Raw genomic sequence first — 21,714 nt, 5'->3', positions numbered from 1 at the left:
AAGGACGGGGGCGGTATCCCTACGCTGCGTCAGGTCCTGGCCTCAGGAGTGATCCGGGACGTGCGAGAGGCCGTTGTGTAGAAGACTGTGAGGGGCGCGCCGGACCGGGCGCGCCGAAAGGGGGGAAGCGATGCGGCAGGTGCCCAATCTGCCCACGTACGACAAGGACGCGACCACCAGACTGCTCTGCTCGTCGGTGCACCTGGACGACGCGTTCGCCCGGTACGCGCACCAGGAGCTCTCGGGGGACCGCCTCACCGCACCCGGCCTGCCGCTCGGCGTGAACCTGCTGGCCCTGGCCCGCCACGCGAGCCGCGCGACCGGGCGGACCGACCTCCGCGACCGCAGGCTGGCCTGGCTCTGCGCGGTGTGGTGGCTCGCCGTGCTGAGCGTGGTCGGCGGCCTGGTGAGCGGTGCGCCCGGCGTGGCGGAGGCGGCCGTCGCCGTGCTGCTGCTCGTGCTCGGCTGCACCTGGTGGCTGATGCGGCGGGCCGAGGCCGAGGCCCGCGGCGACGCCCTCGCCGTGCGCTACTCCGCCGCCCGCCCCCAGGATCTCGCGCCCGAGGTGGCGGACGAGGCCGAGCGGCGGCTGCGCGGGCTGCGGCGCCCGAACATGGTGCCGTACACGCAGAGCGCGGAGCGGCAGAATCCCTTCGTCGGCAGCGGGGACAAGATCAAGGAGACGGTCTGGCAGCCGATCGACATCAGCCGCCCCGCCGACGCCCCCGGCGGCGGCAAGGCGACCCTGGTCCCCTTCGACGCCGTCGACCTCCACACGTACCTGGCAAGGGAGTTGGGGAACCTCGCCGGTCTCGAAGGGCTGCGCGCGCAGAACCGGCTCTACGTGCTCGGCCCCCAGGTCTTCTACCTCGGCGACGATGTGCTGCCCGACCGGCTGCGGCCCCCCAACAGCGAGATCCCGCCGCCGCTGGTCAAGGCGGGACTGCTGAAGCCGGGCGCGGGGATGCGGACCTACCTCAGCCTGGAGCGGGTCGGCGAGGGCGGCCGGGTCATCGTCTCCATGCACCTGCGGGCCCGGCTCCAGCACCCCAGCCTCTCCTGGGAGGTCGCCGCCTACTGCATCCCGCCGCTGCACTCCCGCTACTACGGCGCGGACTACATCCCGCGCGACGGGTTCGAACGCTGGTGGAGCCTGGTCCGGTTCGCCACCTCGCACACCTGGTCCGGGCTGACCGGCGCCCCCGGGCGGATCGGGCGCCGCAACGCCGAGCACAAGCGGCGCGCCCGCGAGCTGGAGAAGGCGCGCAAGGAGATCACCAAGAAGCACGCGCTGTACGACTACGGCACCACGGACAGCCTGCGCGAACGGGTCGCCTCCTGGGACCAGTTGGGCCACTCCGAGCGCACCGACTCGCAGGACTTCCTGCACCGGCTCCAGCAGGGCGTGCTCATCGCCACCGAGCGGTTCCTGAAGGACCACAACGTGGACACCAGCTCGTTCGACCAGGCCCAGCAGGTCATCAACACCCAGACGTACAACATCTCCGGCGACATCACCGGACCCGCCAACATCGGCAACAACGGCCAGATCTCCGCCGCCTACGGGCAGGGAGCCCAGGCCCCGGCGGCCGCGGGCCCCACGCCTTGAGCCCGCACCCACCGAGCACCAGGAGCGACATGAGCACGTACAACTTCCACGGCAACATCTCCGGACCGAGCAACTTCGGCGACCACGGAAAGATCGAGGTCACCTACGGCACACCCCCGGCGGAGGCGCTGAAGCTGGCCGCCGACCTCGTCCAGCTCGTCCGCCAGGAGGCGGCGCGGCCGGAGCTCGCGGCGCAGGCGGAGATCGTGCGCGGCGAGCTGGTCCGGGCGGGGGAGGAGGGGCGCCCCGCCGACCAGGGGCGGATCCGGCAGGCGCTGGAGACGCTGACGGTGGGGCTCGCTGCGGGCAGCGGCGGAATCGCCCTCGCCCAGGAGATCGGCCGGCTGGTCGGGCTCTGAGATGGCACCTGCTGATGTCGACGTAGCCATAGCCGGGGCGCGGGCCGGCGCCGAGGTGGTCCGCAACCTGTACGGGCAGCGGCTCACCCGTATCGACAAGGGCGCCGGGGACTTCGCCACCGCCGCCGATGTGGAGGCCGAGAAGGCGATCCTCGACATCCTCCGCGCCGCCCGGCCCGGTGACGCCGTGCTGGGCGAGGAGGGCGGGCAGCAGGGGGCCGGTCCCGCCGAGGCCGTACGCCAGTGGCTCGTGGACCCCCTGTGCGGCACGCTGAACTACGCCGTCGGCAACCTGCTGGTCGCCGTCAACGTGGCGCTGCGCGACGGGGCGGCGGCGGTCGCCGACCCCTTCGGCGGCGAGGTCTACTTCACCGACGGGGAGACCGCCCACCTACGGCAGGACGGGGCCGGTGACGCGCTGCTGGCGCCCACCTCCGCCACCCGGCTGGTGGACGTCAACCTCGATCCGCCGTTCCCGAGCGCGCCGGAATTCCGGGCCGTGGAGCTGCTGGCCCGCCCCGGGTTCGTCGAGCACTTCCGGCCGCGCGTCGTCTCCACGACCCTGGCGCTGGCCTGGGTCGCCGCCGGGAAGCGCGCCGCGTACGTCACCGACGGCGGCGACCTCTCCGGGAGCGTGCACTTCGCCGCCGGTATCGCCCTGTGCCGGGCGGCCGGGTGCGTCGTTACCGGGGTCGACGGCGCCCCCGTCGGTGAGGGCCACGGGCTGGTGGCCGCCGCCGACGAGGAGACCCACGGGCTGCTGATGTCGCTGATCCGCGGCGGCTTCCGCAGCGGATTCCGCGACGGATTCCGCGACGGCTGACGTCCGGTCGCCCCGGGCCTACTGGGCGTGGACCGCCGCCTGCGCCCCGCCCAGGTCGAGCCGCAGGCCCGCCCGGAGCGGGACCGTCTGGCCCGGGGCGATCTCCTGCGAGGTGCCGTCGGAACGCGTCCCCGTCCAGCTCGTCGACGACCGGTTCGCCAGCCCGAACTTCCCCGGCCTGCTGGGGTGTTCGGTCAGCTCGGCCACCAGCGTGGCGTCGCTGTAGTCGTGCCGGGACGGCTCCGGCGCCAGGTGGTGTTCGTGCACCCGGGCGTTTCGGCGCAGCCGGACATGGCGCTCGGAGCGGGGCAGGGGCGTGATGATGCTCAGCCGGGGCGGCAGGATCAGGGAGCTGCCGCAGGACCAGCACGTCCCCGCCGTGGTCGCGGCGGGCTGCGTCATGTTCTGGCGGCCGCAGTCGGCGCAGTCCACGAGGGCGTCCAGGACCGAGCGCAGCGCGTCCCGCCACTGCGACTCCCGCACCCGGGCGGTCGGCTGGTGCAGACCCACGGTGAAGTTGTGCGTGAAGAGGTCCTGGAGCGCCGGGGGAGCCGCCGCCCAGGTGTGCAGGACGGTGGACTGCTCGACGGGATCGGGGGCGTTCGCCTGGTCGGCGGGGTCGAAGACGAACAGCGGCTGCTTCCCGTACAGCCGCTTCTCCGCCGCCTCGTCCAGGCAGTGGATCTCCAACTCCCGCTTCCCCTTCAGTGGGTGATGGTTCATCAGCAGCATGAACAGCAGCACCGACAGCGAGTGGAGGTCGGACTGGGTGCCCGGCCTTGCCCCCTTCTCGCCGCGCACCAGCTCGGGCGCCATGAACTCCATGGTCCCCGAGATGCCGGTGGTATCCCCCTCGACCACGGCGTTGTCGTTGTCGCAGACCAGGACGTCACCGGTGGCCGGGTCGAAGAAGATGTTGCCCCAGGAGATGTCCCGGTAGGCGATCCCCCGCGAGTGCAGGGCCTGGTAGGCCTCCACCGTGAAGAGCGCGGCGGTCAGCAGAGCGCGCGGTGTGGTCCGCAGCCTGCGGCGGAAGAGATCGGGCAGCCCCTTGAACCGGTCCGGCCGCAGATCCATCAGATAGCCGTACGCGCCGCCCGTGCCGGACGGCACGTACGCCGTCGGCCACAGGAAGCGGTCGTCGTCGAAGTCCCGGGCGACCAACTCCCGTACGATGTCGGACTGCTCGGGCGTCGCGCAGGACGGGTAGTACCACTTCAGGGCGCGCTCGCCGGACGCGGTCGCCACCCGGTACACCTCCCCCTGGCCGCCGGCCCCGAGCATGTCGATGACGCGGACGGACTCCCCGTCGTCAGCGGTGAGGAGCGTTCCTCCGTCGAGCATGCCGGTCATGCGTCACTCCGTGGTCTGTCTGCCGCGGCGCCGTGGTCCGCCGCGTCGGGGCCGGGCCGCCGGGCGGCGACCAGGGTCGTGTCGTCGCCGGAGTAGCGGGCCGCCTCGGCCAGCCACCCGGGCAGGGCGTCGCGTACGTCGTCGGGGCCGCCGTCCTTGGCGAGGCGCTGGTCGAGCCCGGTCATGAACTGGGCAAAGCCCTCGTCGGAGGCGAAGCTCTTGGAGAGGCCGTCGGTGGACAGGGCGACCAGCCGCGGGGTGCGGTCGCGCGCGACGACCGGCGCCCAGTGCACCCGCACCATCTTCCAGGCCTGCCGGCTGCACAAGGACTCCGTCTCGTCGCCGAGATCCGCCTCCACCGGAGCCAGCGGCAGCGCGATCGCCCCGTCGGCGTCGATCACCGTCAGCTCACCGTCACCGAGCTGCCAGGCCGCGAACATCTGCGGGGTGAGCACCGCACCCACCAGCGTCGCCCCGTACAGCAGGAGCTTCCGGCCCTTGTGCGGTGGCTCGGCCGCCGGGTTCACCGTCTCCGGGTAGCGGTCCCAGTGGGCGAGCACCTGCTCCTGCCAGGCGGCCACCAGCTGCCGGGGCAGCTCGTTGCGCGCGTAGTTCATCAGCCAGCTCAGGCTGTGCGTCGCCCCGTCCGGGCCCTCGGAGCGGGCCAGTTCGGCGAATCTACGGGCCTCGACGGCGAACAGGTCGACCGCGCACCGCGCCCCGATATGGCTGCGGGCGTGCGCCGCCGAGCCATGGCCGTCCGCCACCGAGAGGATCAGCGGATCGCCCTGCGACCCGGACCCCTCGGCGACGTACCAGTCCTGGTTGGTCTGCTTGTTGACCCCCTGCACGCTGTGTTCGAGCGTCTCCCACAGCGGCCGCTCAGGAGCGCTCACCAGACGTCGTCATCGTCGTCGTCCAACTGCGGCGGCGCGTAGGGCGGTTGCTTCACCGTGGCATCGGTGGGGGCCGCCACCGGCTGCGATGCCGCCTTCACCGCGGCGGTCGAGGCCCAGCGGATCGCCGCCGCCAGCTGCTTGGGGCTGTTGGCGTCCAGCGGCTGGAGCTCGGGGTTGCCCAGGAACTCCTGGAGCACGCTGCGGTCCGCGTCCGCCCCGATCGCGATGGCCACCCGCACCGCCTTCTTGCCCCACGGGGTGGCGTCCAGCGCCCGCAGGCCCGACTTCCAGTCGTCCGTCGGCACCCCGTCGGAGACCAGGGCCAGCACCGGTTTCAGGGCCCGCTGCGGCATCGGCGGGGTCTGGAACTCCCGGGAGACCACCTCCAGCGCCTCACCCAGGTTGGTCATGCCGTCGACCTGGACGTCCTGCCAGGTGAAGTCGTCGACCGGCACCGGGTCCTTGTGGTGCCACCGCGCCTCCGTGGAGAACGTCAGCGTCCGCAGCAGGAGTTGGGCCGCCGGGTTGTCGTGGGCCACCGACCGCATCTCGGGAACGGCCTCCCGGATCGCGTAGTTGAGCTGTCCGATCTTCTCACCCTGCATGGAATAGGAGCAGTCCAGCAGCCAGATGAAGTGGACCGGCCGGTTCGCCATGGGACCGCCGGGGATGTCACTCACTCGAAGCCCTCCTTGTGGTGGTGTGTGATGCGTGGTGCTGTTGGGGAGACGGGCGGCGCCGTCATTCGCTCTGCCATTCGGTCAGCAGCTCTCCGAGGTGCGCCAGCCCCCAGGCCAGGAGCCCGGCGAGCGTGAGCACGGAGGCGATGACGAACAGGGTGAGGAGCAGCCGACGCCCTCGCGCGATGTTCGGTGTGACGACCGTCATGGGCGTGGACCGTCCCTCTCTTCTCGGACGTGACCGACCTTAACGACCACGTCAGGCTCCGTCAGCGGGTTGAACGATCTTGTACGGGGGCGTTGCGCGGGCCCGGTACGGATGCGGCGGCACGGTCTGCGGACGAGCCCTCGGAGAGCAGCTTGCCGACCCGGAGGCCCGTGCGGGCCAGAATCCACAACACCGCCTCCGCCGCCCGCTGCTGCTCGCTCACCAGGGGGCCCGTACCGGTGGCCGCGTAGGCGCTGAGCGCCCAGTACCGCCGGGTCCGGAACCGGTGCCCCAGGTCCCGCACGAGCGGATCCAGGCCGATCGTGGCCAGCCAGGGACCGATCCCCGTCGCGGGGACCCGCAGGCGCTCGATCCGGTCGAGCACATCCCGCTTGGTCACCACGACCGCCAGCGGCAGCCGGCCGCGCCGACGCCGTCCGGCCAGCGCCGAGAGCTCGCCGGTGAACGTCTGGTACGTCTGCCAGGGCCCCGGCTCCGAGGGGTTGGCCGCCCGCGCCAGCTCCTCCTCGGCGGCCGTGAGGGACCGCCGCACCTGGGGCTCGGCCAGCACGTCGACGACCAGGACCACCCCGTCCGCGTGGGCCAGATACTCCTGGCGACGGGTGGAGTCCACGTCGTACAGGGACTCGCCCATCGGGTCGTAGAGGTAGACCAGCCGGTGTTTGCGGCGGTGGGTGACCCGCAGCATCAGGGCCCGGGGCTGGCCGCCCTGGGTCTTGCGCACCCAGCCGTCCTGCTTGAGCTGCCCGTTGAGGTCCACGACGTCCCGCCGGTCGTCGTCCGTCGCGAACGTGACCTTCAGCGCGCTCCGCCCGGCCGTCGCGTGCAGCCCGGTGACCGCCGCCGCCATCAGCATCGTCTTGCCCGACGAGGTCCCGCCGATCACCGGCACGTGCACGATCCGCAGCCGGCCGATCCCGGCCGGGAGCGACCGGTCGCAGTGCGGGCACTCGACCGCGAGCCGGTCGCGGCCGGCCAGGGACACGGTGGTGAGCCGGCGCCCGCACGCGCAGACGTGCCACAGCGCGCCGAACCGGCCCGGCCGCAGCTCCCGGTGGGCCCGGCTGCACCCGGGGCAGCGGTGCACGGCGAGCGGGAACGCGCGATAGCAGCCCGGATAGGGGCACTTCATCCGGACCCGCCGCCCCAGTGCCCCGGCCCGGTCCGCGCCGCGCAGGACGGCTACCCCGGCCACCGCCGCCAGCCACACCAGGGCCACCAGCAGCCACATCACGAGGTGGACCAGCACCAGGACCGCCGAGGCGAGGAGTGCCCCGGTGATCGCCCCGAGCGCGGTGCCCGGGGCCAGGAGGCGGACGACGAAGCGGGCGATCCAGTGGTCGAAGCGGTAGCCGGTGGAGGGCTGGTGGCCGGTGAACATACGGCGGGCGGTGACCGCCATCCAGCGGCCCAGCAGCCGGTGCCGTACGGCCGAGGCGGCGGCGCGGGTGGAGGTGTACGCGTCCACCCACATGAGCTGCGACCAGTACGCGCGCTGCGCGGGCTCGGTCCCGACAGGCGGGATCCGGGGGTCGGGCGTGCCGGGCGTCCGGGGGCGGAGCGCCTGCGCGGAGGCGCGGAGCGCCAGCGCGAGGAACTCCCAGAACGCGCGGAAGAGGCACACGCATGCCCAGACGGCCACCGTCAGCCAGGCGGCCGCCGCGAGAAGCCCGCTCATCGGACGCCCCCGTCCCGGTACCGGTCGTCGGAACCGGAACCGGAACCGGAACCAGAACCGGAGCCGGAGCCGTAACCGGGATCGGAGCCGGAGCCTCGGCGGCGGGGTGCGGTCCTGCCCGCGCGGCTGTCCCGTCCGCCGAACCGCAGCCCGAGCCGGCTCAGCGCCCCCGGCCGGTTCCAGGCGCGGAAGTCCTCCGCGTGCCGCGCGCCCCGCTTGGCGAGAGCCGCTTCGACGGCGGCCAGGTCCTCGGCGGCCAGCGCCCGGGCGGCCGGCCGCAGCACCCCGTCCAGCAGCGCACCGCGCACCTTGCCCCAGGCCCCGCCCGCCTGGGGATGGGCGTTCCAGTCGACGAACCGGTCCGCGAAGTAGCGTGGTTCGCGCAGGAGTTGGCTATGGACCGCATCCTCGCGGGCGGCCCGCTCGTAGGCCGCGCAGAGGTCGGCGTCGCGGCTGCGGATCAGGTCGTCCAGCTCGCGGCCCGCCCCGGGGTCGGTCAGCAGCCGCCGGGCGATGCGGCCGCAGACGTGCTCCAGCACCGTCGGGTTCACCGGTTCGGCGGCCCTCCGCAGGCCGAGGTACCGGTCCACCCAACCCGGCCCCGCACCGCCCGCCCGCAGGTCCCGCGCGAACTCCAGCAGCAGGAGCGCCGCCCGGTCGTCGGGCCGCAGTTGCGTGGGGAAGGCCGCGAGGAGCTCGTGTGCGAGCTCGTCCGCGTGCGGGTCTCCCGGCCGGCCGTTCAGCGCCGCCGTGACCAGGAAGGGCCAGGTCTCCGCCGGACGGTGGACATCGGCCCCGGTCTCCGCGAGGACGTACCGGGCCTCCTCCGGCGTCGGTGTGTCGGAGCCCCACACCAGGCGGAAGGCGACGCGCAGGAGCGGCGGATGCGCGAAGACGGAGACCCGGGCCGCCTCCAGGACGGCGCGCAGCTCACCGTTCCGGTCGCCGCCCCCGCCCCCGGCCGGGCCACGGGCCTTCCAGCCGCACATACGCAGATACGGCAGCGGCTCCCGGCTCCCCAGCTCCCGGCTCCCCAGCTCCCGGCTCTCCAGCTCCACCGGAGCGCGCTCCAGCAGCACGGTGACCGAGGCGGGACCGGCCAGAGCCGCCGCGTCCAGGTCGCGCAGCAGGGCGGTGTGCAGGTCGGGCCGGTCCGCCAGTGTCTCGTGGAGCTCACCTCCGTACGCCGACGGATCGGCCAGCAGCGCGGCCGCCAGCCGGTGCGCGAGCGGGGTGACGAGGTCGGAGCAGTCCACCGCGAGGAGGCCGGCCACCCGCAGCAGCCGCAGCGGACGGGCGAAGCCGCCCGCCGGGTCCGCGATCCCGGCCCGCAGCTCCGGGCCCAGCTCGGCCGCCAGCTGCCGGGCCACCTCGTCGGTCAGGGCTTCGCGCTCGGGAGGACGTACCGGTTCGTCCGAGCGGACGGCGGCGGTGAGCAGCCGTGCGGCGAGCGGGGCGGCGGTCTCCGGCCGCAGGTTCCCGCCGACCCGGGCGAACAGCTCGGCCAGGGCGGCGGTCTCGGCCGCCGGTACCGCCGCCTCCTGCCGGGGCGCCGCCAAGGTCTGTACGAGCCCGTCCAGCTCCTGCCCGTCCAGCTCGGCGGGGTGGTCGCACGCCCACAGGGCCGCCGCCGTGCGGTGCGACGACGGCAGGTCGATCCCGGCGCACAGGGCGAGCGCGGAGACGGGACCCGCCGTGAACGGCTCTCCCGGGAGGCGGTGGGCGTGCTGGAAGAGTTCGAAGGCACCGGCCGACCAGATGCGGGCGGCGGCCACCGACCAGGGGGCCTGCTCCGAACCGTCGGGGCCGGGCGCCGATCCGTGCGGGCCGGGCGCCGGCCCGTCCGGGGCGGGTGGCGGGGCGGAGCAGTCGTGGACCCGGTAGCGGCGCCCCGAACCGGCGAGCCCGTGCGCGTCGTCCGGCAGAACGCCGACGATCCGCTGCCCGGCTAGGTGCGGGCGCCGGGTGTACGTGGTGAACGTCAGCCGGTGAGCGGCCTCGCGGGGGAGCGCGGCGCTCGCCAGGGCCACCCAGCGGGCCACATCGGCGCTGTCCCGCTCCACGAGGACGACCTGCGGCGCGGTCTCGTCCTCGGCCTGGCGCTGGAGGTCGGTGAACACGGCGGCGAGCCAGGGGGCCCGGGAGGCGGCGAAGGCGATCAGTCCGGCCGGGTCCAGCAGGGTGGAGGGCGGCAGCGCGGCCAGGGCCGGCGGGGCGTCTCCCTGCGGGGTGGCGGCGGCCCATCCGGGGGACTCCCACGCGCTGACGGCCAGCGCCCCGTCCGGCAGATGCTCTCCCGGGGCCAGGTGCACGGCGTGGGCGTGGAAGTTGCCCCAGCGGCCGCTGTAGTCGGCGCCCGTGTAGACCGTACGGGCCAGCAGCCGGCTGCCGTCGGACAGCTCGCTGTAGCTGAACGCCCGAGGGAACGCTTCGAGTTCGGTGGCGGAGGGGCGTGAGGGGGCGTTGCGCGGTGGCTCGTAGCCGATGAGCTGTTCGGCCTCCCGGAGCACCGACTGCGGCAGCCCCGGGGTGAGCGCGGTGAAGCGGAACCCCGAGCCGTCCGGGCCGGGCGGCGCCGAGGTGTAGTGCAGCTGTCCCAGGCTCATGCGTCGGCCTTCCCCGTACGGTTCTCCTGTCGGCCCTCCGGCCGGCTCTTGCGCACCGGGACCAGACCGCGCCGCCCCAGCAGCCAGAGCAGCGGATCCTCCACCCGCAGCGGTTGCGGACCCGATTTCGGGGCGTCGGCCGGTGCGTCGGCGGGCGGCGGTGCGCCCAGCGCCGAGAGGCCGAAGTACGACAGCTCGGCGAAGTCGTTCTCCAACTGGCGGCAGAGCACCCCGGAGTCCCAGTCGCTCAGCAGGGAGCGCAACTCCTCGTGCACGGCCAGCCGGTCGTCGTCGTCCAGTTCGCCGCCGGTGTGGGTGGCGTTGCGCAGCAGCGGTGAGTGCGCCCCGAGCAGTGCCCGCAGTGCGTCCGTCTTCGTCACGGCGACGGCCATCGGTGTGGTGACCCGGCCCCGCGACACACTCCGTCCGTGGGAACGGAGTTGGGCGGCGAGGTCGGAGGCGATCTGCTGCGGTGACGTCTCGACGGCGGGCAGCGGCGGGCCGTCGGCCGAGGCGCTGCGGTCGCGTACCGAACCCATCTGAAGCGGGTCGACGAGCAGGATGATCCCGTCCGCGGCGGCCAGGTACTGGGTGTAACGGGCCATCGCCTCCGCGCTCTTGAGGTCCTCGCCCGCCGCGTCGAAGAAGACCAGCGTGGTGTGCCTGCTGCCCTTGGCGTACCTGCCCCGGCGCGGCACGCTCAGCCGGTAGAGCAGCGGGTCGTTGAAGCCCATGGCGGCCGGACGCGTCGTGTCCGGGAGCCGCAGCCGCTCGTACAGGTCCTCCTCCATCTCCCGGTCCCGGCGCTGGGTCTCGGCCCCCATCGCGGGCAGCGAGATGGTGAACTCCCGCCCCACCCTGCCCCGTAGCTCGTTCACGAGCACCGACACATAGGTGCTCTTCCCGGAAGCCTTGGCGCCGACCAGGGCGATGATGCGGCTGTCCTGGTCGCAGTACTCGCTGGGGAAGTCGTTGTGGCAGCCGCGGCAGACCCGTACCGAGGTGGCCACACCGCACCGGGGACACGGCTGCCGGGCGGAGGCGCCGCGCAGGGCCGAGAGGGTGCGGGGCGCGGGGAAGACCGGGCCCCGCAGCCGCCGGGACGGCGGCAGGCTCGGACCCATGAAGTCGGCCCAGACGTCGTCGGGTTCGGCGTCGCACGGGGTGCCGCCGCGTACCCCGGTGGCCATCATCAGACAGCGGTAGGGCAGGCGCGCGGCCGGTGCGCGGTCGAAGCAGTAGGGACAGATGACGGTCGTCATGTCAGCGCACCACCAGGGTCGTGGGAGAGGGTTCGTCGAGGCGTACGTCGGCGGCCCCTTCGCCGAGGAGGAAGCCGCGCAGGGCGTACGGGGGCCGGAGGCCGGAGGGCACGGGCAGCTCGACGGGGCTACCGGGGCTCAGGGTGCCGCCGCCGATGCGGAGCAGGGTCGTGCCGTCCGTGGGGGTGCGCGGCCGGACCGGATCCCGGCCGTTGCCCGGCCTTGCCACGAGGACGAACTCCGGTAGACCGTCCGGCACTTCACCCGGGCAGGACAGGGTGACCCGCAGCAGCGAGGGCCCCCGGCGCAGCGCCCGGCGGGCACCGGGAACGATGCGGTAGCTGACGGCGATGTCCGCGGGCACCCGGACCGCGCCGCCCGGCGGCGGGACGACCACCGCGTCCGGCGTCCGGGGTGCGGCGGACAGGGTGACCGAGAACGCGGAGGGCGCCACGTCCACGTACAGCCCTTCCCGTACGTAGGTGCTGCGGGCCACCACCCGGTGCGCGGTGCCCGCCCCGTCCTGCTCCACGGTGGCCGCGACCTCGCCCGCCTCCGCTGGCCAGTCGAACGTGACGCGGGCCCGGCCTCCGCCCACCCGCTCCACCCGGGCCCCGGCCACGGCGGGTGGGCACTCGACGACGAGGCCGGGCCCCGCCACCGCGCGCGGGCCGAGCACGGCCAGGGCGGACACCCGGGTGACCGAGCCCGGGGGAGGCACCAGACCGCCGCCCGACCCGGCTGCCCAGGGCAGCGGGGCGGGCCAGGGCCGCGCCGGGTCGTCGGTCAGCTCGGCCCCCGGCTCCGGCGGGCCGGCCGGCCAGGCGACGAGGCGTACGTCGGCGTCGTCCCCGCCGCTCCATGAGAACCGGACGGACCCGTGGGCGGCCGTGGCGTCGAGCCGGTCCACCGGGGTGGGCCAGGGGTCGACGGAGACGGGGTGCTCCGCGCCCGTCGACTCGATGACGGTCCCGTCCGGCGACCGGTAGCGGCAGTGGACGCGGAGCCTGTACGCGCCGACGCCCAGCCCGGTCGCGGTCAGCGCCCCCGTACGTACGTCAGCGCCGTCCACCGGGCCTGCGGGGCCGACGAGTTGGGCCCGTACGCCCAGCGCGCCCGACGGCTCGGTCCAGGTGGCCTCGATACGGCCCCGGCCCGTGGTGGACCGCAGCCCCGACACGTCCGGGGCGACGAGCAGCACGTCCGAGACGACGGGCGGGCCGTCGATCCTGCCGTCCCGCAGGGGCAGGGCGGCGTAGCGGACCTCCTGGCCGAACGGGGGGCTGGGGTCCACCCAGCCGCCCGCAGGGGAGAGGTCCGTGATCTCGGTGATCCCGGTGGGGCCGCCCGGCACCCGGGTCAGCCGGAGGACCCGCCGGCCGTTCGCCACGTCGGCGGCCGGGGGCGCGGGGGAGAGCGCCACGGTCACGGTCTCCGGCGCGGGGCGGACCGTCAGCACCTCACGGGCCTCGGCAGGATCGTCCTTCCCCGCCCGATGCAGCCGCACCAGGCCGAGCAGGGCGCGGGGGCAGTCCGAGGCCAGGCGGGCGGCCCGGAGCATGCAGTCCTCGGCCGCCCGCGCATCGCCCGCCTGCTCGGCCTCCCGCGCCGCGTCGAGGGCGTCGTCGGCCTCCTTCACCCGCCCGGCGATCTCCGCCAGCCGCCCGCGCAGCAGCGCGTCGCCCCCGCCGCCCGCCGGAAGCAGGGCCGCAAGACCGGCGGCGCGCCGCACCTTCCCGTCGGCCCACGCGTCCGCCAACTCCTCCACGGCACGCCGCTGTTCCTCGTCCAGCCGCAGGTGGGCGGCGGCCACGCGGACGAGGGGGCCCGCCTCCTGCGGACAGACCCCGAGCGCGACGGCGGTCGCGGGGTCGGAGCCCTGCGGGTGGGCCTGGAGGAGTTCGACGAGCTGGTAGAGAAGGATGCGGCGCAGGGCGGCGGGGTCCCGGAGCTGGACCGCCTCCAGCTGGGCGAGGAGCGGCCCGTACGCCCCGCCGCGCGCGGCACCCAGCTGACGCAGCCGGTCGGCGCCGATGTGCCGCCGGCGGCGCGCGCCGCCCTCCTCGAAGACTCCGTCGAGCACCCCAAGCACCCGCCCGCGCTCGACCAGCGCGTCGCCGATGTGCCGTAACCCCAGGGCCCGTTGCCGGGCGACCAGCCGGCCGTACCCCGGGACGAGCGGGGAGAGCGGCAGCCCGCGCAGGGCACGGCGCAGCCCGAGGTTGTGCCCGAACTCCAGCCCCACCGTGCGCCCCCGTGCTCACCACTCGTGCTCCCACCACCCATCCCAGCAGATCCAGGGCCTGCGCGACGGTGTTTCGCCATGTTGCGGCCCGAGCGAGACCGAGCGAGACCGGCAAAGGGGCGGCGGCCCGAAGCGGCCGCCGCCCCCCCTCATGGTCCCGCCCCTTACGTCAGCGGCTCCACCCACACATTCCGGTACTTGATCTTGCTGCCGTGGTCCTGGAGCTTGATCGCCCCCGCCGTCGCGGCCTCGGCCGCTCCGCCGCCGGTCGGGCCGTCGACCGCCACGTCGTCGTGGACGGTGACGCCGTTCCAGACGACGCTGATCCTCGCGTCCTCCGTCTTGTTGCCGGAGGAGTCGAAGCGGGCGGCGCGGAAGGTGATGTCGTAGGTCTGCCAGGTCTCCGGCGCGGTGGCCGCGTTCACGTCCGGGGCCTTCTTCGTGTAGATCGCCCCGGCCTCGTTGTCGGCGAGCGTGGTGTCACCGTACGAGTCCAGGATCTGCACCTCGTACCGCTCCTGGAGGTAGACCCCGCTGTTGGCCCGGTCCTGGCCGGTCACGTCCGGCGGGAGGTTCGGCAGCCAGAACTCCACATGGACGCGGAAGTCCTCGAACCCCTGCTTGGTCCGGAGATCACCGTCCTTCACCTCCATCTCCCCGCCGCTCACCGGCCATTGAGGTGTCCGGCCGTCCGGGTGCTGCCAGTTCGCCTGGCCGGTCCCGTCGAAGAGCGGGATACGGGCGCCCTTCGGGTGGACGGCGATCATGTCGAGGTTCACATGGCCGGTGTCGCCGCTGTCGTAGGAGTACGTGATGGTGTTGCGGCCCTCGGCCAGCTCCAGTTGCTCGTTCTTCGTCGCCCAGGTCTTCCAGTCGGTGGTGGAGGCCAGGCTCGTCTGCCGGACCTTCGTGCCGTTGACGTGGACGCTGATCGTCTTGGTGCCGGGGGCCGGGTTCGGGCCGTTGGAGTAGCGCAGGCCGACGTCGTACGTCCCCGCCTTCTCCGTCCGCACGTCGAAGGTGACCGCCGCGCCCTGGTTGCCGAAGTTGTCGACGAAGCCGCCGCCCGAGTAGCCCGCGTGCTCGGTGTCGACGCCCGCGCCGCCGGTGAGGGCGGCCTCCTCCGCCTCGTACAGGGTGGGTGAAGGATGGTCACCGGCAAGGGAGTTGAGCGTGTACCAGGCTTCCGTGGACCACAGCTCCGTGCCGCTCGCGGAGGAGAAGGGGCGCGGGGAGCGGACGTGGACGACGCGGTTCGCCTTCAGGCCGGGGAGGGCGAGCGTGACCTTCTTGCGGTCCTCGGAGAGCGTCGCCGAGCCGACCTTCAGGGTCTCCTCGTCGATCTTGGGGCCGCCGTACTCCGGGGTGGGCGCGTACGTCCACTGCTCGACCTGGTAGCTCTCGGCGAGCTTCGCCGCCGTCTCCTCCGAGAGCGGCTCGGTGTACTCCAGCTCGAAGCCGCCGGGCTTCGCCCGCATCGCCAGGATGTCGAACGCCTTGTCCCCGCTGGGGGAGAGCTTCTGGAGGCCGTAGGTGAGCTTGCCCTCCTGGCCCCAGTTGCCGCCCGCGCCGAGCCCGCCGGCGTAGATCGCGCCGTCCGGACCCATGCTGATCCGGTTCACCCCTGCCTCCAGGCCCTGGGTGAAGCGGAAGACCGCGCCCTGGTACTCGCCGTCGACCTTCTCCAGGTAGGCGCGCTGGATACCGCCGTACGTGACGTCCCCGAACAGCATCTGCCCGGCGAACCGGCCCTCGGTCAACTGGAGAGGCGTACTCGGTGAGTTGGCTATCTCGTTCTGCGGGAGCCACAGCACCGGCTTGGTGACCGGCTTCGCGTCGAAGGGGCCCGACGGGTTGGTGTAGTGGTTGAAGAAGCGGTCCTGCTTGACGTGGACCAGCTTCGACGAGGGCAGCCAGCCGCCCTGGTTGTCCAGGACGAACAGGTCGTTCTCCGGTCCCCAGCCGATGCCGTTGGGCGTACGGAGTCCGCCGGCGATGTAGTCGACCTTGCCGGTCTCCTTGTTCACCTTGATGGTCGTGCCGCGGTTCTCCGCCGGCTGCGGGTCGGTCGTCGCGCCGCCGTAGTCGATCGCCACGGACAGGTTGAGGTAGAAGTGGCCGTCCCGGTAGAGCAGGCCGAAGGCGAACTCGTGGAAGTTGCCGCCGAACGGCCAGGTGGCCACGGTCCGTTGCTCGTCGGTGACGTCGTCGCCGTCCGTGTCGGTCAGCTCGGTCAGCTCGTGCTTCTGGGAGACGTAGAGCTTTCCGTCGACGGCCTTGATGCCCATGGGCTCCTTGAGCCCTTCGGCCACCTTCTTGGCCTTCACCTGGCCCGGGCCGGTCTCGCCCTGGACGTCGTCGAGGAGGTAGACCTCACCGGTCTCGTTGTCCGTACCGCCCCAGGTGGTCACGGCGAGGCGGCCGTCCGGCAGCCAGTCCATCGCGGAGACCTGCGGCTCGAAGCCCGCCGGGCGCAGATCGGTGAGCGCGTAGTCCGGGTGCACGTCGTTCAGCGGCAGCCCGTCGCCCGGTGAGTCGAGAGCGCCCTCGCACTCCTTGCGGCCCGGCGCCGTCACCCGTACGACGTCGGCGTCCGTGGACAGCACGGAGTTCGGTACGACGGCGAAGTCACCGGCGCCCGGGGGCTGCCAGGCGAGCGTGACCTGCTGGCCGCCGGTGCGGTCGAAGTGGTCGATACGCAGGGAGTGGTAGCCGGCGGTGAGGGTGACCGCACCGTCCTTGGGGTCGGCGCCGTGCAACCCGTCGTGGTCGATGACGAGTTGGTCGTCGATCAGCAGCCGCGACCCGTCGTCGCTGGTAAGGCGGAACGTGTACGAACCGTCCTCGGGCACCTTGATGTTGCCGGTCACCTGGGAGACGAAGCGGTCCTCGAAGCCGAAGTCGTCCGCCGCGTCCCAGTCGATCTGCGGCATCAGCTTGTCGACGTTCGGCGTCTGGCCCGCCTTGATGTCGCACAGCTCGTCCAGAGGCACCTGGACATCGAAGACGCGCAGGGTCACCCCCGGTTCCTGCGGGGGGAGTTCGGCCGGCGCGGCGGGGGCGGCGGTGGCCGGGACGGCGGAGAAGGCGCCGACGAGGAACGAGGAGACCAGCAGGCCCGTCAGATGCCTGCGGAGGAACGGTCGGTGCCTGAGGCGCCTGAGAGCAGGGGGCCTGAGAGCAGGGGGCCTGAGAGCAGAGGGCCTGAAGGCGGGTCGTCTGCGGGAGCGGTGGAACGGCCGTGGATGCATTCTTCCTCCTGGCCCCTCGCAGCGAGGGGCACGTCGCGGCGGTGGGTGGGGCCACCCGGCGCCCGGGGGTGAACGGTTCGGCTCGTGCGGGTCAAGCTGGCGTGACCCGGGTGGAACTCCGGCGGGTCGCGACCGAAACAGTAGGAGGCTTCTGCTGACGCCGTCCATACTTCGTCACCCCTGTGTTCAAAGTTCGCCGGTCTTCGTGCAAAGGTCTGAACGTGGTGGGGCCTGAGGGTTTCTGTTGGTTTATCAGCTCCCGGTTCGTACTACGTTGGCCGCCATGGACGAAGTGAGGCTCTCCGGCGGTGTGATCACGTACGAGGACAGCGGCGGCGACGGACCCGTGGTGGTCCTCCTGCACGGTGTCGCCATGGACGGCTCCCTCTGGCGCCACGTCGTCGCCGGGCTCGGGGACGGGGTCCGGTGCATCGTGCCGACCCTGCCGCTCGGCGGGCACCGACGGCCGATGGAACCCGACGCGGACCTGACGGTGCTCGGCGTCGCCCGGCTGGTCGCGGAGTTCCTGGAAGTGCTCCGGCTGGACGGTGTGACCCTGGTGATGAACGACTGGGGCGGCGCCCAGGCCCTCGTCGCCGACGGGCGGGCCGACCGGATCGGCCGGCTCGTCATCACGTCCTGCGAGGCGTTCGACAACTACCCGCCCGGGCTCCCCGGCCGGAACCTGGCCACCCTGGCCAGGCTGCCCGGCGGGCTGGAGTTCGCCTTCACCCTGCTGAGGCTGAAGCGCGCCCGGCGGCTGCCCATGACCTGGGGATGGATGAGCAAGCGGCCCGTGCCGGACGCCGTGATGGACGGCTGGTTCCGGCCGCTGTGGGCCTCCAGGGAGATCCGCCGCGACCTGCGGACGTATGTGCTCGGAGTGCCGGACCGGGCCGAGCTGCTGCGCTGGGCGGAGGAGCTGCGGACGTTCGACCGCCCCGCGCTCGTCATCTGGGCCACCGAGGACCGGGTCATGCCCCTCGACCACGGACGGCGGCTCGCCGCCCTCCTCCCGCAGGGGCGGCTGGTGGAGGTCGCGGACAGCTACACGCTCCTGCCGGAGGACCGGCCGGACGCCCTCGTCGAGCACATCACGGCGTTCCTGGCGGAGACGGCGGCCTGACGGCTGAGGCGCCGGACGCCGGAGAAGCGGTCACCGCGCGATCGAAGGCGCGCGGTCGGCTGCGGTCCGTGAAGCGTTGCCCAGGCGTGAAGATCTCCTGCGACCCTGCTTAAGAAATCCTCGATGGACCCGGGACCCCGCCGTACGGCAGCCTTCTGGGTGACGGCCGGGGACGGTGCGTGGAGCCGCACGGGCGTGTTCCGTCCCGTCCCGCCGTATCCCCGCCCCCACCATGGGGGTGGAAACCCCCCGAAGACCACCCCGGGCCGCAGGGCTCCTCCGACAGGCCCCCAGGCCCGGGGTATCCACCACCCGCGTACCACGTGCAGGGAGCCGCAGCTGTGAAGGCACTCGTCAAGCAGAAGGCCGAACCGGGACTGTGGCTGATGGACGTGCCGGAGCCGGAGTACGGCCCCACCGAGGTCCTGATCAAGGTCCTGCGTACCGGGATCTGCGGCACCGACCTGCACATCCGCGCCTACGACGGCTGGGCCCAGCAGGCGGTCACCACCCCGCTGATCCTCGGCCACGAGTTCGTCGGCGAGGTCGCGGCCCTCGGCTCCGACGTCGCGGACATCGCGGTGGGCGACCTGGTCAGCGGCGAGGGTCACCTCGTCTGCGGCAAGTGCCGCAACTGTCTCGCCGGCCGCCGCCACCTCTGCCGCTCCACCATCGGCCTGGGCGTCGGCCGGGACGGTGCGTTCGCGGAGTACGTGGTCCTGCCCGCCTCCAACGTGTGGGTGCACCGGGTCCCCGTCGACCTCGACATCGCGGCGATCTTCGACCCGTTCGGCAACGCCGTGCACACCGCGCTCTCCTTCCCGCTGGTCGGCGAGGACGTCCTGATCACCGGCGCCGGGCCGATCGGCATCATGGCCGCCGCCGTCGCCAAGCACGCCGGTGCCCGCAACGTCGTCATCACCGACGTCAGCGAGGCCCGCCTCGCCCTCGCCCGCAAGGTCGGCGTCAGCCTCGCCCTCAACGTCGCGGACCGCACCATCGCGGACGGCCAGCGCGAGCTGGGCCTGCGCGAGGGCTTCGACATCGGCCTGGAGATGTCCGGCCGCCCCGAGGCGATGCGCGACATGGTCGCGAACATGACGCACGGCGGCCGGATCGCGATGCTCGGCCTGCCCGCCGAGGAGTTCGCCGTCGACTGGTCCCGGATCGTCACCTCGATGATCACCATCAAGGGGATCTACGGCCGCGAGATGTACGAGACCTGGTACGCCATGTCCGTCCTGCTGGAGGGCGGCCTCGACCTCGCCCCCGTGATCACCGGCCGGTACGGCTTCCGCGACTTCGAGGCGGCCTTCGACGACGCGGCGAGCGGCCTCGGCGGCAAGGTCATCCTCGACTGGACCGCCTGACCGCCTCCCCCTGGTCCGTTACCTGACCTCTTAAGGAATCCGCATGTTCGAATCCGTACGCGACGATCTGCGCACCACCCTCGACGAGATCCGCGCCGCCGGCCTGCACAAGCCCGAGCGCGTCATCGGCACCCCGCAGTCCGCGACCGTCGCCGTCACCGCGGGCGGCCGCCCGGGCGAGGTGCTGAACTTCTGCGCCAACAACTACCTGGGCCTCGCCGACCACCCCGAGGTCATCTCCGCCGCCCACGAGGCGCTGGACCGCTGGGGCTACGGACTCGCCTCCGTCCGCTTCATCTGCGGAACCCAGGAGGTCCACAAGGAGCTGGAGGCGCGGCTCTCGGCCTTCCTCGGCCAGGAGGACACGATCCTCTACTCCTCCTGCTTCGACGCCAACGGCGGCGTCTTCGAGACGATCCTCGGCCCCGAGGACGCGGTCATCTCCGACGCCCTCAACCACGCCTCGATCATCGACGGCATCCGCCTCTCCAAGGCCCAGCGCTACCGGTACGCCAACCGCGACCTGGCCGACCTGGAGAAGCAGCTCAAGGAGGCGTCCGGCGCCCGCCGCCGGCTGATCGTCACCGACGGCGTCTTCTCCATGGACGGGTACGTGGCCCCGCTCCAGGAGATCTGCGACCTCGCCGACCGCTACGACGCGATGGTCATGGTCGACGACTCGCACGCCGTCGGCTTCGTCGGCCCCGGCGGCCGCGGCACGCCTGAGCTGCACGGCGTCATGGACCGGGTCGACATCATCACCGGCACCCTCGGCAAGGCGCTCGGCGGCGCCTCCGGCGGTTACGTCGCGGCCCGCGCCGAGATCGTCGCCCTGCTGCGCCAGCGCTCGCGCCCGTACCTCTTCTCCAACTCCCTCGCCCCGGTCATCGCCGCCGCCTCCCTCAAGGTCATCGACCTGCTGGAGTCCGCCGGCGACCTGCGCGACCAGCTCAACGCCAACACCGCGCTCTTCCGCACCCGGATGACCGAGGAGGGCTTCGAGATCCTGCCCGGCGACCACGCCATCGCCCCCGTGATGATCGGGGACGCGGCGAAGGCGGCCCGGCTGGCGGAGCTGCTCCTGGAGCGCGGGGTGTACGTGATCGGGTTCTCGTACCCGGTCGTCCCGCAGGGGGCCGCGCGCATCCGCGTCCAGCTCTCCGCCGCCCACTCCACCGCCGACGTCAACCGCGCCGTGGACGCGTTCGTCGACGCGCGGGCGGCCCTGGAGACGGAGATTGTCTGACCTGACGGCCGGGTCGGGGCCTCCGCCGCGAGCTGGGACAATGGGCACATGATCGATGCGCGGCGGCTGCGAATCCTCCGTGCGGTGGCCGACCACCGCACGGTGACCGCGGCCGCCGCCGCGTTGTACCTGACGCCCTCCGCCGTCTCCCAGCAGCTCGCCGCCCTGGAGCAGGAGACCGGCCACCGCCTCGTCGAACGCGGCGCGCGCGGCGCCCGGCTCACCGCCGCCGGGGAGATCCTTCTCAGCCACGCCAACGTGGTCCTGGCCCAGCTGGAGCGGGCGGAGGCGGAGCTGGCGGACTACAGCGCGGGCGTCGCCGGTACGGTCACGGTCGCCGCGTTCGCCACCGGCATCGGCCTCGTCCTCGCCCCCGCCCTCACCGAGCTGGCCCGCACCGCGCCCGGCATCCGGGTCAAGGTCCAGGACGCGGAGGGCGACGCGAGCGTCCCGATGGTGCTGGACCGGCAGGTGGATGTGGCGGTGGCCGTCGAATACCGGGGCGCCCCTGCCGAGGACGACCGTCGCCTCACTCGCGTACCCCTCTACTCGGAGCCGTTCGACGCGGTGCTCCCGGTGGACCACCGCCTCGCGGACCAGGACCAGGTGGCGGTCGCCGACCTGGCCAAGGACCCGTGGATCGGGCCGTACCCGGGCAACCCGTGCCATGAGGTGGTGGTCCTCGCCTGCGAGTTCGCCGGGTTCGAGCCGCGCCTGGAGCACTCGTCGGACGACTTCCGGGCGGTGGTGGCGCTGGCCGGGGCGGACGCGGGGGTGGCGCTGGTGCCGCGCTCGGCGCTGCGCGGGATGGAGCTGACCGGGGTGGTGGTCCGCCCGGTGGAGGGCAGCGCCCCCACCCGCCGCGTCTTCGCGGCCGTACGCCAGGGGGCCGAGGGCCATCCGCTGATCCGGCCGGTGCTGGACGCGATGGAGGCGGTGGCGGTACGGGAGGCGGGGCTGGCCCGGGCGTGAGCGGAG

Annotated in this window: 16 protein-coding genes; 7 read left to right on the top strand and 9 right to left on the bottom strand. The window is 73.2% G+C overall.

What is annotated here, in order from left to right; genetic code table 11:
• Positions 1-130 precede the first annotated feature (130 nt).
• Genes R2B67_RS05840 through R2B67_RS05830 form a run of 3 tightly spaced genes read left to right on the top strand, consistent with a single transcriptional unit; the run spans position 131 to position 2,791 of the window.
• Positions 131-1,609, top strand: a complete 1,479-nt coding sequence (locus tag R2B67_RS05840; protein ID WP_317816750.1) for an AbeC-like domain-containing protein — start codon at positions 131-133, stop codon at positions 1,607-1,609.
• Between the two features lie 29 nt (positions 1,610-1,638).
• Positions 1,639-1,968 carry a hypothetical protein gene (locus tag R2B67_RS05835; RefSeq protein WP_317816749.1) on the top strand — a complete coding sequence of 110 codons (330 nt, stop codon included), beginning with the start codon at positions 1,639-1,641 and terminating at the stop codon, positions 1,966-1,968.
• Position 1,969: 1 nt separating this feature from the next.
• Entirely contained in the window at positions 1,970-2,791 is an 822-nt protein-coding gene (locus R2B67_RS05830) for an inositol monophosphatase family protein (RefSeq protein ID WP_317816748.1), read from the top strand.
• Positions 2,792-2,809: 18 nt separating this feature from the next.
• Here the strand turns inward: R2B67_RS05830 and R2B67_RS05825 are convergent, their stop codons facing one another.
• From R2B67_RS05825 to R2B67_RS05785, 9 genes are all read right to left on the bottom strand, one after another.
• Complete coding sequence (locus R2B67_RS05825; RefSeq protein ID WP_317816747.1) at positions 2,810-4,144, bottom strand: protein kinase domain-containing protein; 1,335 nt, start codon at positions 4,142-4,144, stop codon at positions 2,810-2,812.
• Positions 4,141-5,040 carry a protein phosphatase 2C domain-containing protein gene (locus tag R2B67_RS05820; RefSeq protein ID WP_317816746.1) on the bottom strand — a complete coding sequence of 300 codons (900 nt, stop codon included), beginning with the start codon at positions 5,038-5,040 and terminating at the stop codon, positions 4,141-4,143. The genes R2B67_RS05825 and R2B67_RS05820 overlap by 4 nt, the downstream gene beginning before the upstream one ends.
• Positions 5,037-5,699 (bottom strand): vWA domain-containing protein, encoded by a 663-nt coding sequence (locus tag R2B67_RS05815; RefSeq protein ID WP_018514556.1) that lies wholly within the window; start codon positions 5,697-5,699, stop codon positions 5,037-5,039. The genes R2B67_RS05820 and R2B67_RS05815 overlap by 4 nt, the downstream gene beginning before the upstream one ends.
• A gap of 85 nt (positions 5,700-5,784) precedes the next feature.
• Positions 5,785-5,931: a hypothetical protein gene (locus R2B67_RS05810; RefSeq protein WP_317816745.1), complete on the bottom strand. Its 147-nt coding sequence runs from the start codon at positions 5,929-5,931 to the stop codon at positions 5,785-5,787.
• Between the two features lie 61 nt (positions 5,932-5,992).
• Positions 5,993-7,630 (bottom strand): TRAFAC clade GTPase domain-containing protein, encoded by a 1,638-nt coding sequence (locus R2B67_RS05805; protein WP_317816744.1) that lies wholly within the window; start codon positions 7,628-7,630, stop codon positions 5,993-5,995.
• A complete protein-coding gene (locus R2B67_RS05800) occupies positions 7,627-10,236 on the bottom strand; it encodes a GTPase-associated protein 1-related protein (protein ID WP_317816743.1) in 2,610 nt (869 codons plus the stop codon). Before R2B67_RS05800 ends, R2B67_RS05805 begins: the two co-directional genes overlap by 4 nt.
• Entirely contained in the window at positions 10,233-11,498 is a 1,266-nt protein-coding gene (locus R2B67_RS05795) for a TRAFAC clade GTPase domain-containing protein (RefSeq protein WP_317816742.1), read from the bottom strand. Before R2B67_RS05795 ends, R2B67_RS05800 begins: the two co-directional genes overlap by 4 nt.
• 1 nt (position 11,499) lies before the next feature.
• Positions 11,500-13,743 carry a hypothetical protein gene (locus R2B67_RS05790; protein ID WP_317816741.1) on the bottom strand — a complete coding sequence of 748 codons (2,244 nt, stop codon included), beginning with the start codon at positions 13,741-13,743 and terminating at the stop codon, positions 11,500-11,502.
• Between the two features lie 164 nt (positions 13,744-13,907).
• Entirely contained in the window at positions 13,908-16,994 is a 3,087-nt protein-coding gene (locus R2B67_RS05785; RefSeq protein ID WP_317816740.1) for a 3-keto-alpha-glucoside-1,2-lyase-like domain-containing protein, read from the bottom strand.
• Between the two features lie 283 nt (positions 16,995-17,277).
• On the opposite strand from R2B67_RS05785, the gene R2B67_RS05780 reads away from it, so the two are divergent.
• The 4 genes from R2B67_RS05780 (at position 17,278) to R2B67_RS05765 (ending at position 21,708) form a co-directional block, all read left to right on the top strand.
• Complete coding sequence (locus R2B67_RS05780) at positions 17,278-18,120, top strand: alpha/beta fold hydrolase (protein WP_317816739.1); 843 nt, start codon at positions 17,278-17,280, stop codon at positions 18,118-18,120.
• A gap of 341 nt (positions 18,121-18,461) precedes the next feature.
• Positions 18,462-19,490, top strand: a complete 1,029-nt coding sequence (gene tdh, locus R2B67_RS05775; protein ID WP_317816738.1) for an L-threonine 3-dehydrogenase — start codon at positions 18,462-18,464, stop codon at positions 19,488-19,490.
• A gap of 43 nt (positions 19,491-19,533) precedes the next feature.
• Positions 19,534-20,736 (top strand): glycine C-acetyltransferase, encoded by a 1,203-nt coding sequence (locus tag R2B67_RS05770; protein ID WP_317816737.1) that lies wholly within the window; start codon positions 19,534-19,536, stop codon positions 20,734-20,736.
• A gap of 48 nt (positions 20,737-20,784) precedes the next feature.
• Positions 20,785-21,708, top strand: a complete 924-nt coding sequence (locus R2B67_RS05765; protein ID WP_109980096.1) for a LysR family transcriptional regulator — start codon at positions 20,785-20,787, stop codon at positions 21,706-21,708.
• Positions 21,709-21,714: the final 6 nt, after the last annotated feature.

Origin of the sequence: Streptomyces cyaneofuscatus (assembly GCF_033109485.1) — a bacterium.
GTDB classification, from domain to species: Bacteria; Actinomycetota; Actinomycetes; order Streptomycetales; family Streptomycetaceae; genus Streptomyces; species Streptomyces cyaneofuscatus.
The sequence above is the reverse complement of the archived record's forward strand: the minus strand, read 5'-3'. Positions and strand labels throughout refer to the sequence as shown.

Excerpts from the sequence above, each read along its gene's own strand:
- R2B67_RS05770 (WP_317816737.1), top strand. The coding sequence starts at position 19,534 with ATGTTCGAATCCGTACGCGACGATCTGCGCACCACCCTCGACGAGATC.
- R2B67_RS05805 (WP_317816744.1), bottom strand. The coding sequence starts at position 7,630 with ATGAGCGGGCTTCTCGCGGCGGCCGCCTGGCTGACGGTGGCCGTCTGG.
- R2B67_RS05815 (WP_018514556.1), bottom strand. The coding sequence starts at position 5,699 with ATGGCGAACCGGCCGGTCCACTTCATCTGGCTGCTGGACTGCTCCTAT.
- R2B67_RS05800 (WP_317816743.1), bottom strand. The coding sequence starts at position 10,236 with ATGAGCCTGGGACAGCTGCACTACACCTCGGCGCCGCCCGGCCCGGAC.
- R2B67_RS05830 (WP_317816748.1), top strand. The coding sequence starts at position 1,970 with ATGGCACCTGCTGATGTCGACGTAGCCATAGCCGGGGCGCGGGCCGGC.
- R2B67_RS05785 (WP_317816740.1), bottom strand. The coding sequence starts at position 16,994 with ATGCATCCACGGCCGTTCCACCGCTCCCGCAGACGACCCGCCTTCAGG.
- R2B67_RS05780 (WP_317816739.1), top strand. The coding sequence starts at position 17,278 with ATGGACGAAGTGAGGCTCTCCGGCGGTGTGATCACGTACGAGGACAGC.
- R2B67_RS05840 (WP_317816750.1), top strand. The coding sequence starts at position 131 with ATGCGGCAGGTGCCCAATCTGCCCACGTACGACAAGGACGCGACCACC.
- R2B67_RS05795 (WP_317816742.1), bottom strand. The coding sequence starts at position 11,498 with ATGACGACCGTCATCTGTCCCTACTGCTTCGACCGCGCACCGGCCGCG.
- R2B67_RS05765 (WP_109980096.1), top strand. The coding sequence starts at position 20,785 with ATGATCGATGCGCGGCGGCTGCGAATCCTCCGTGCGGTGGCCGACCAC.
- R2B67_RS05835 (WP_317816749.1), top strand. The coding sequence starts at position 1,639 with ATGAGCACGTACAACTTCCACGGCAACATCTCCGGACCGAGCAACTTC.
- R2B67_RS05810 (WP_317816745.1), bottom strand. The coding sequence starts at position 5,931 with ATGACGGTCGTCACACCGAACATCGCGCGAGGGCGTCGGCTGCTCCTC.
- R2B67_RS05825 (WP_317816747.1), bottom strand. The coding sequence starts at position 4,144 with ATGACCGGCATGCTCGACGGAGGAACGCTCCTCACCGCTGACGACGGG.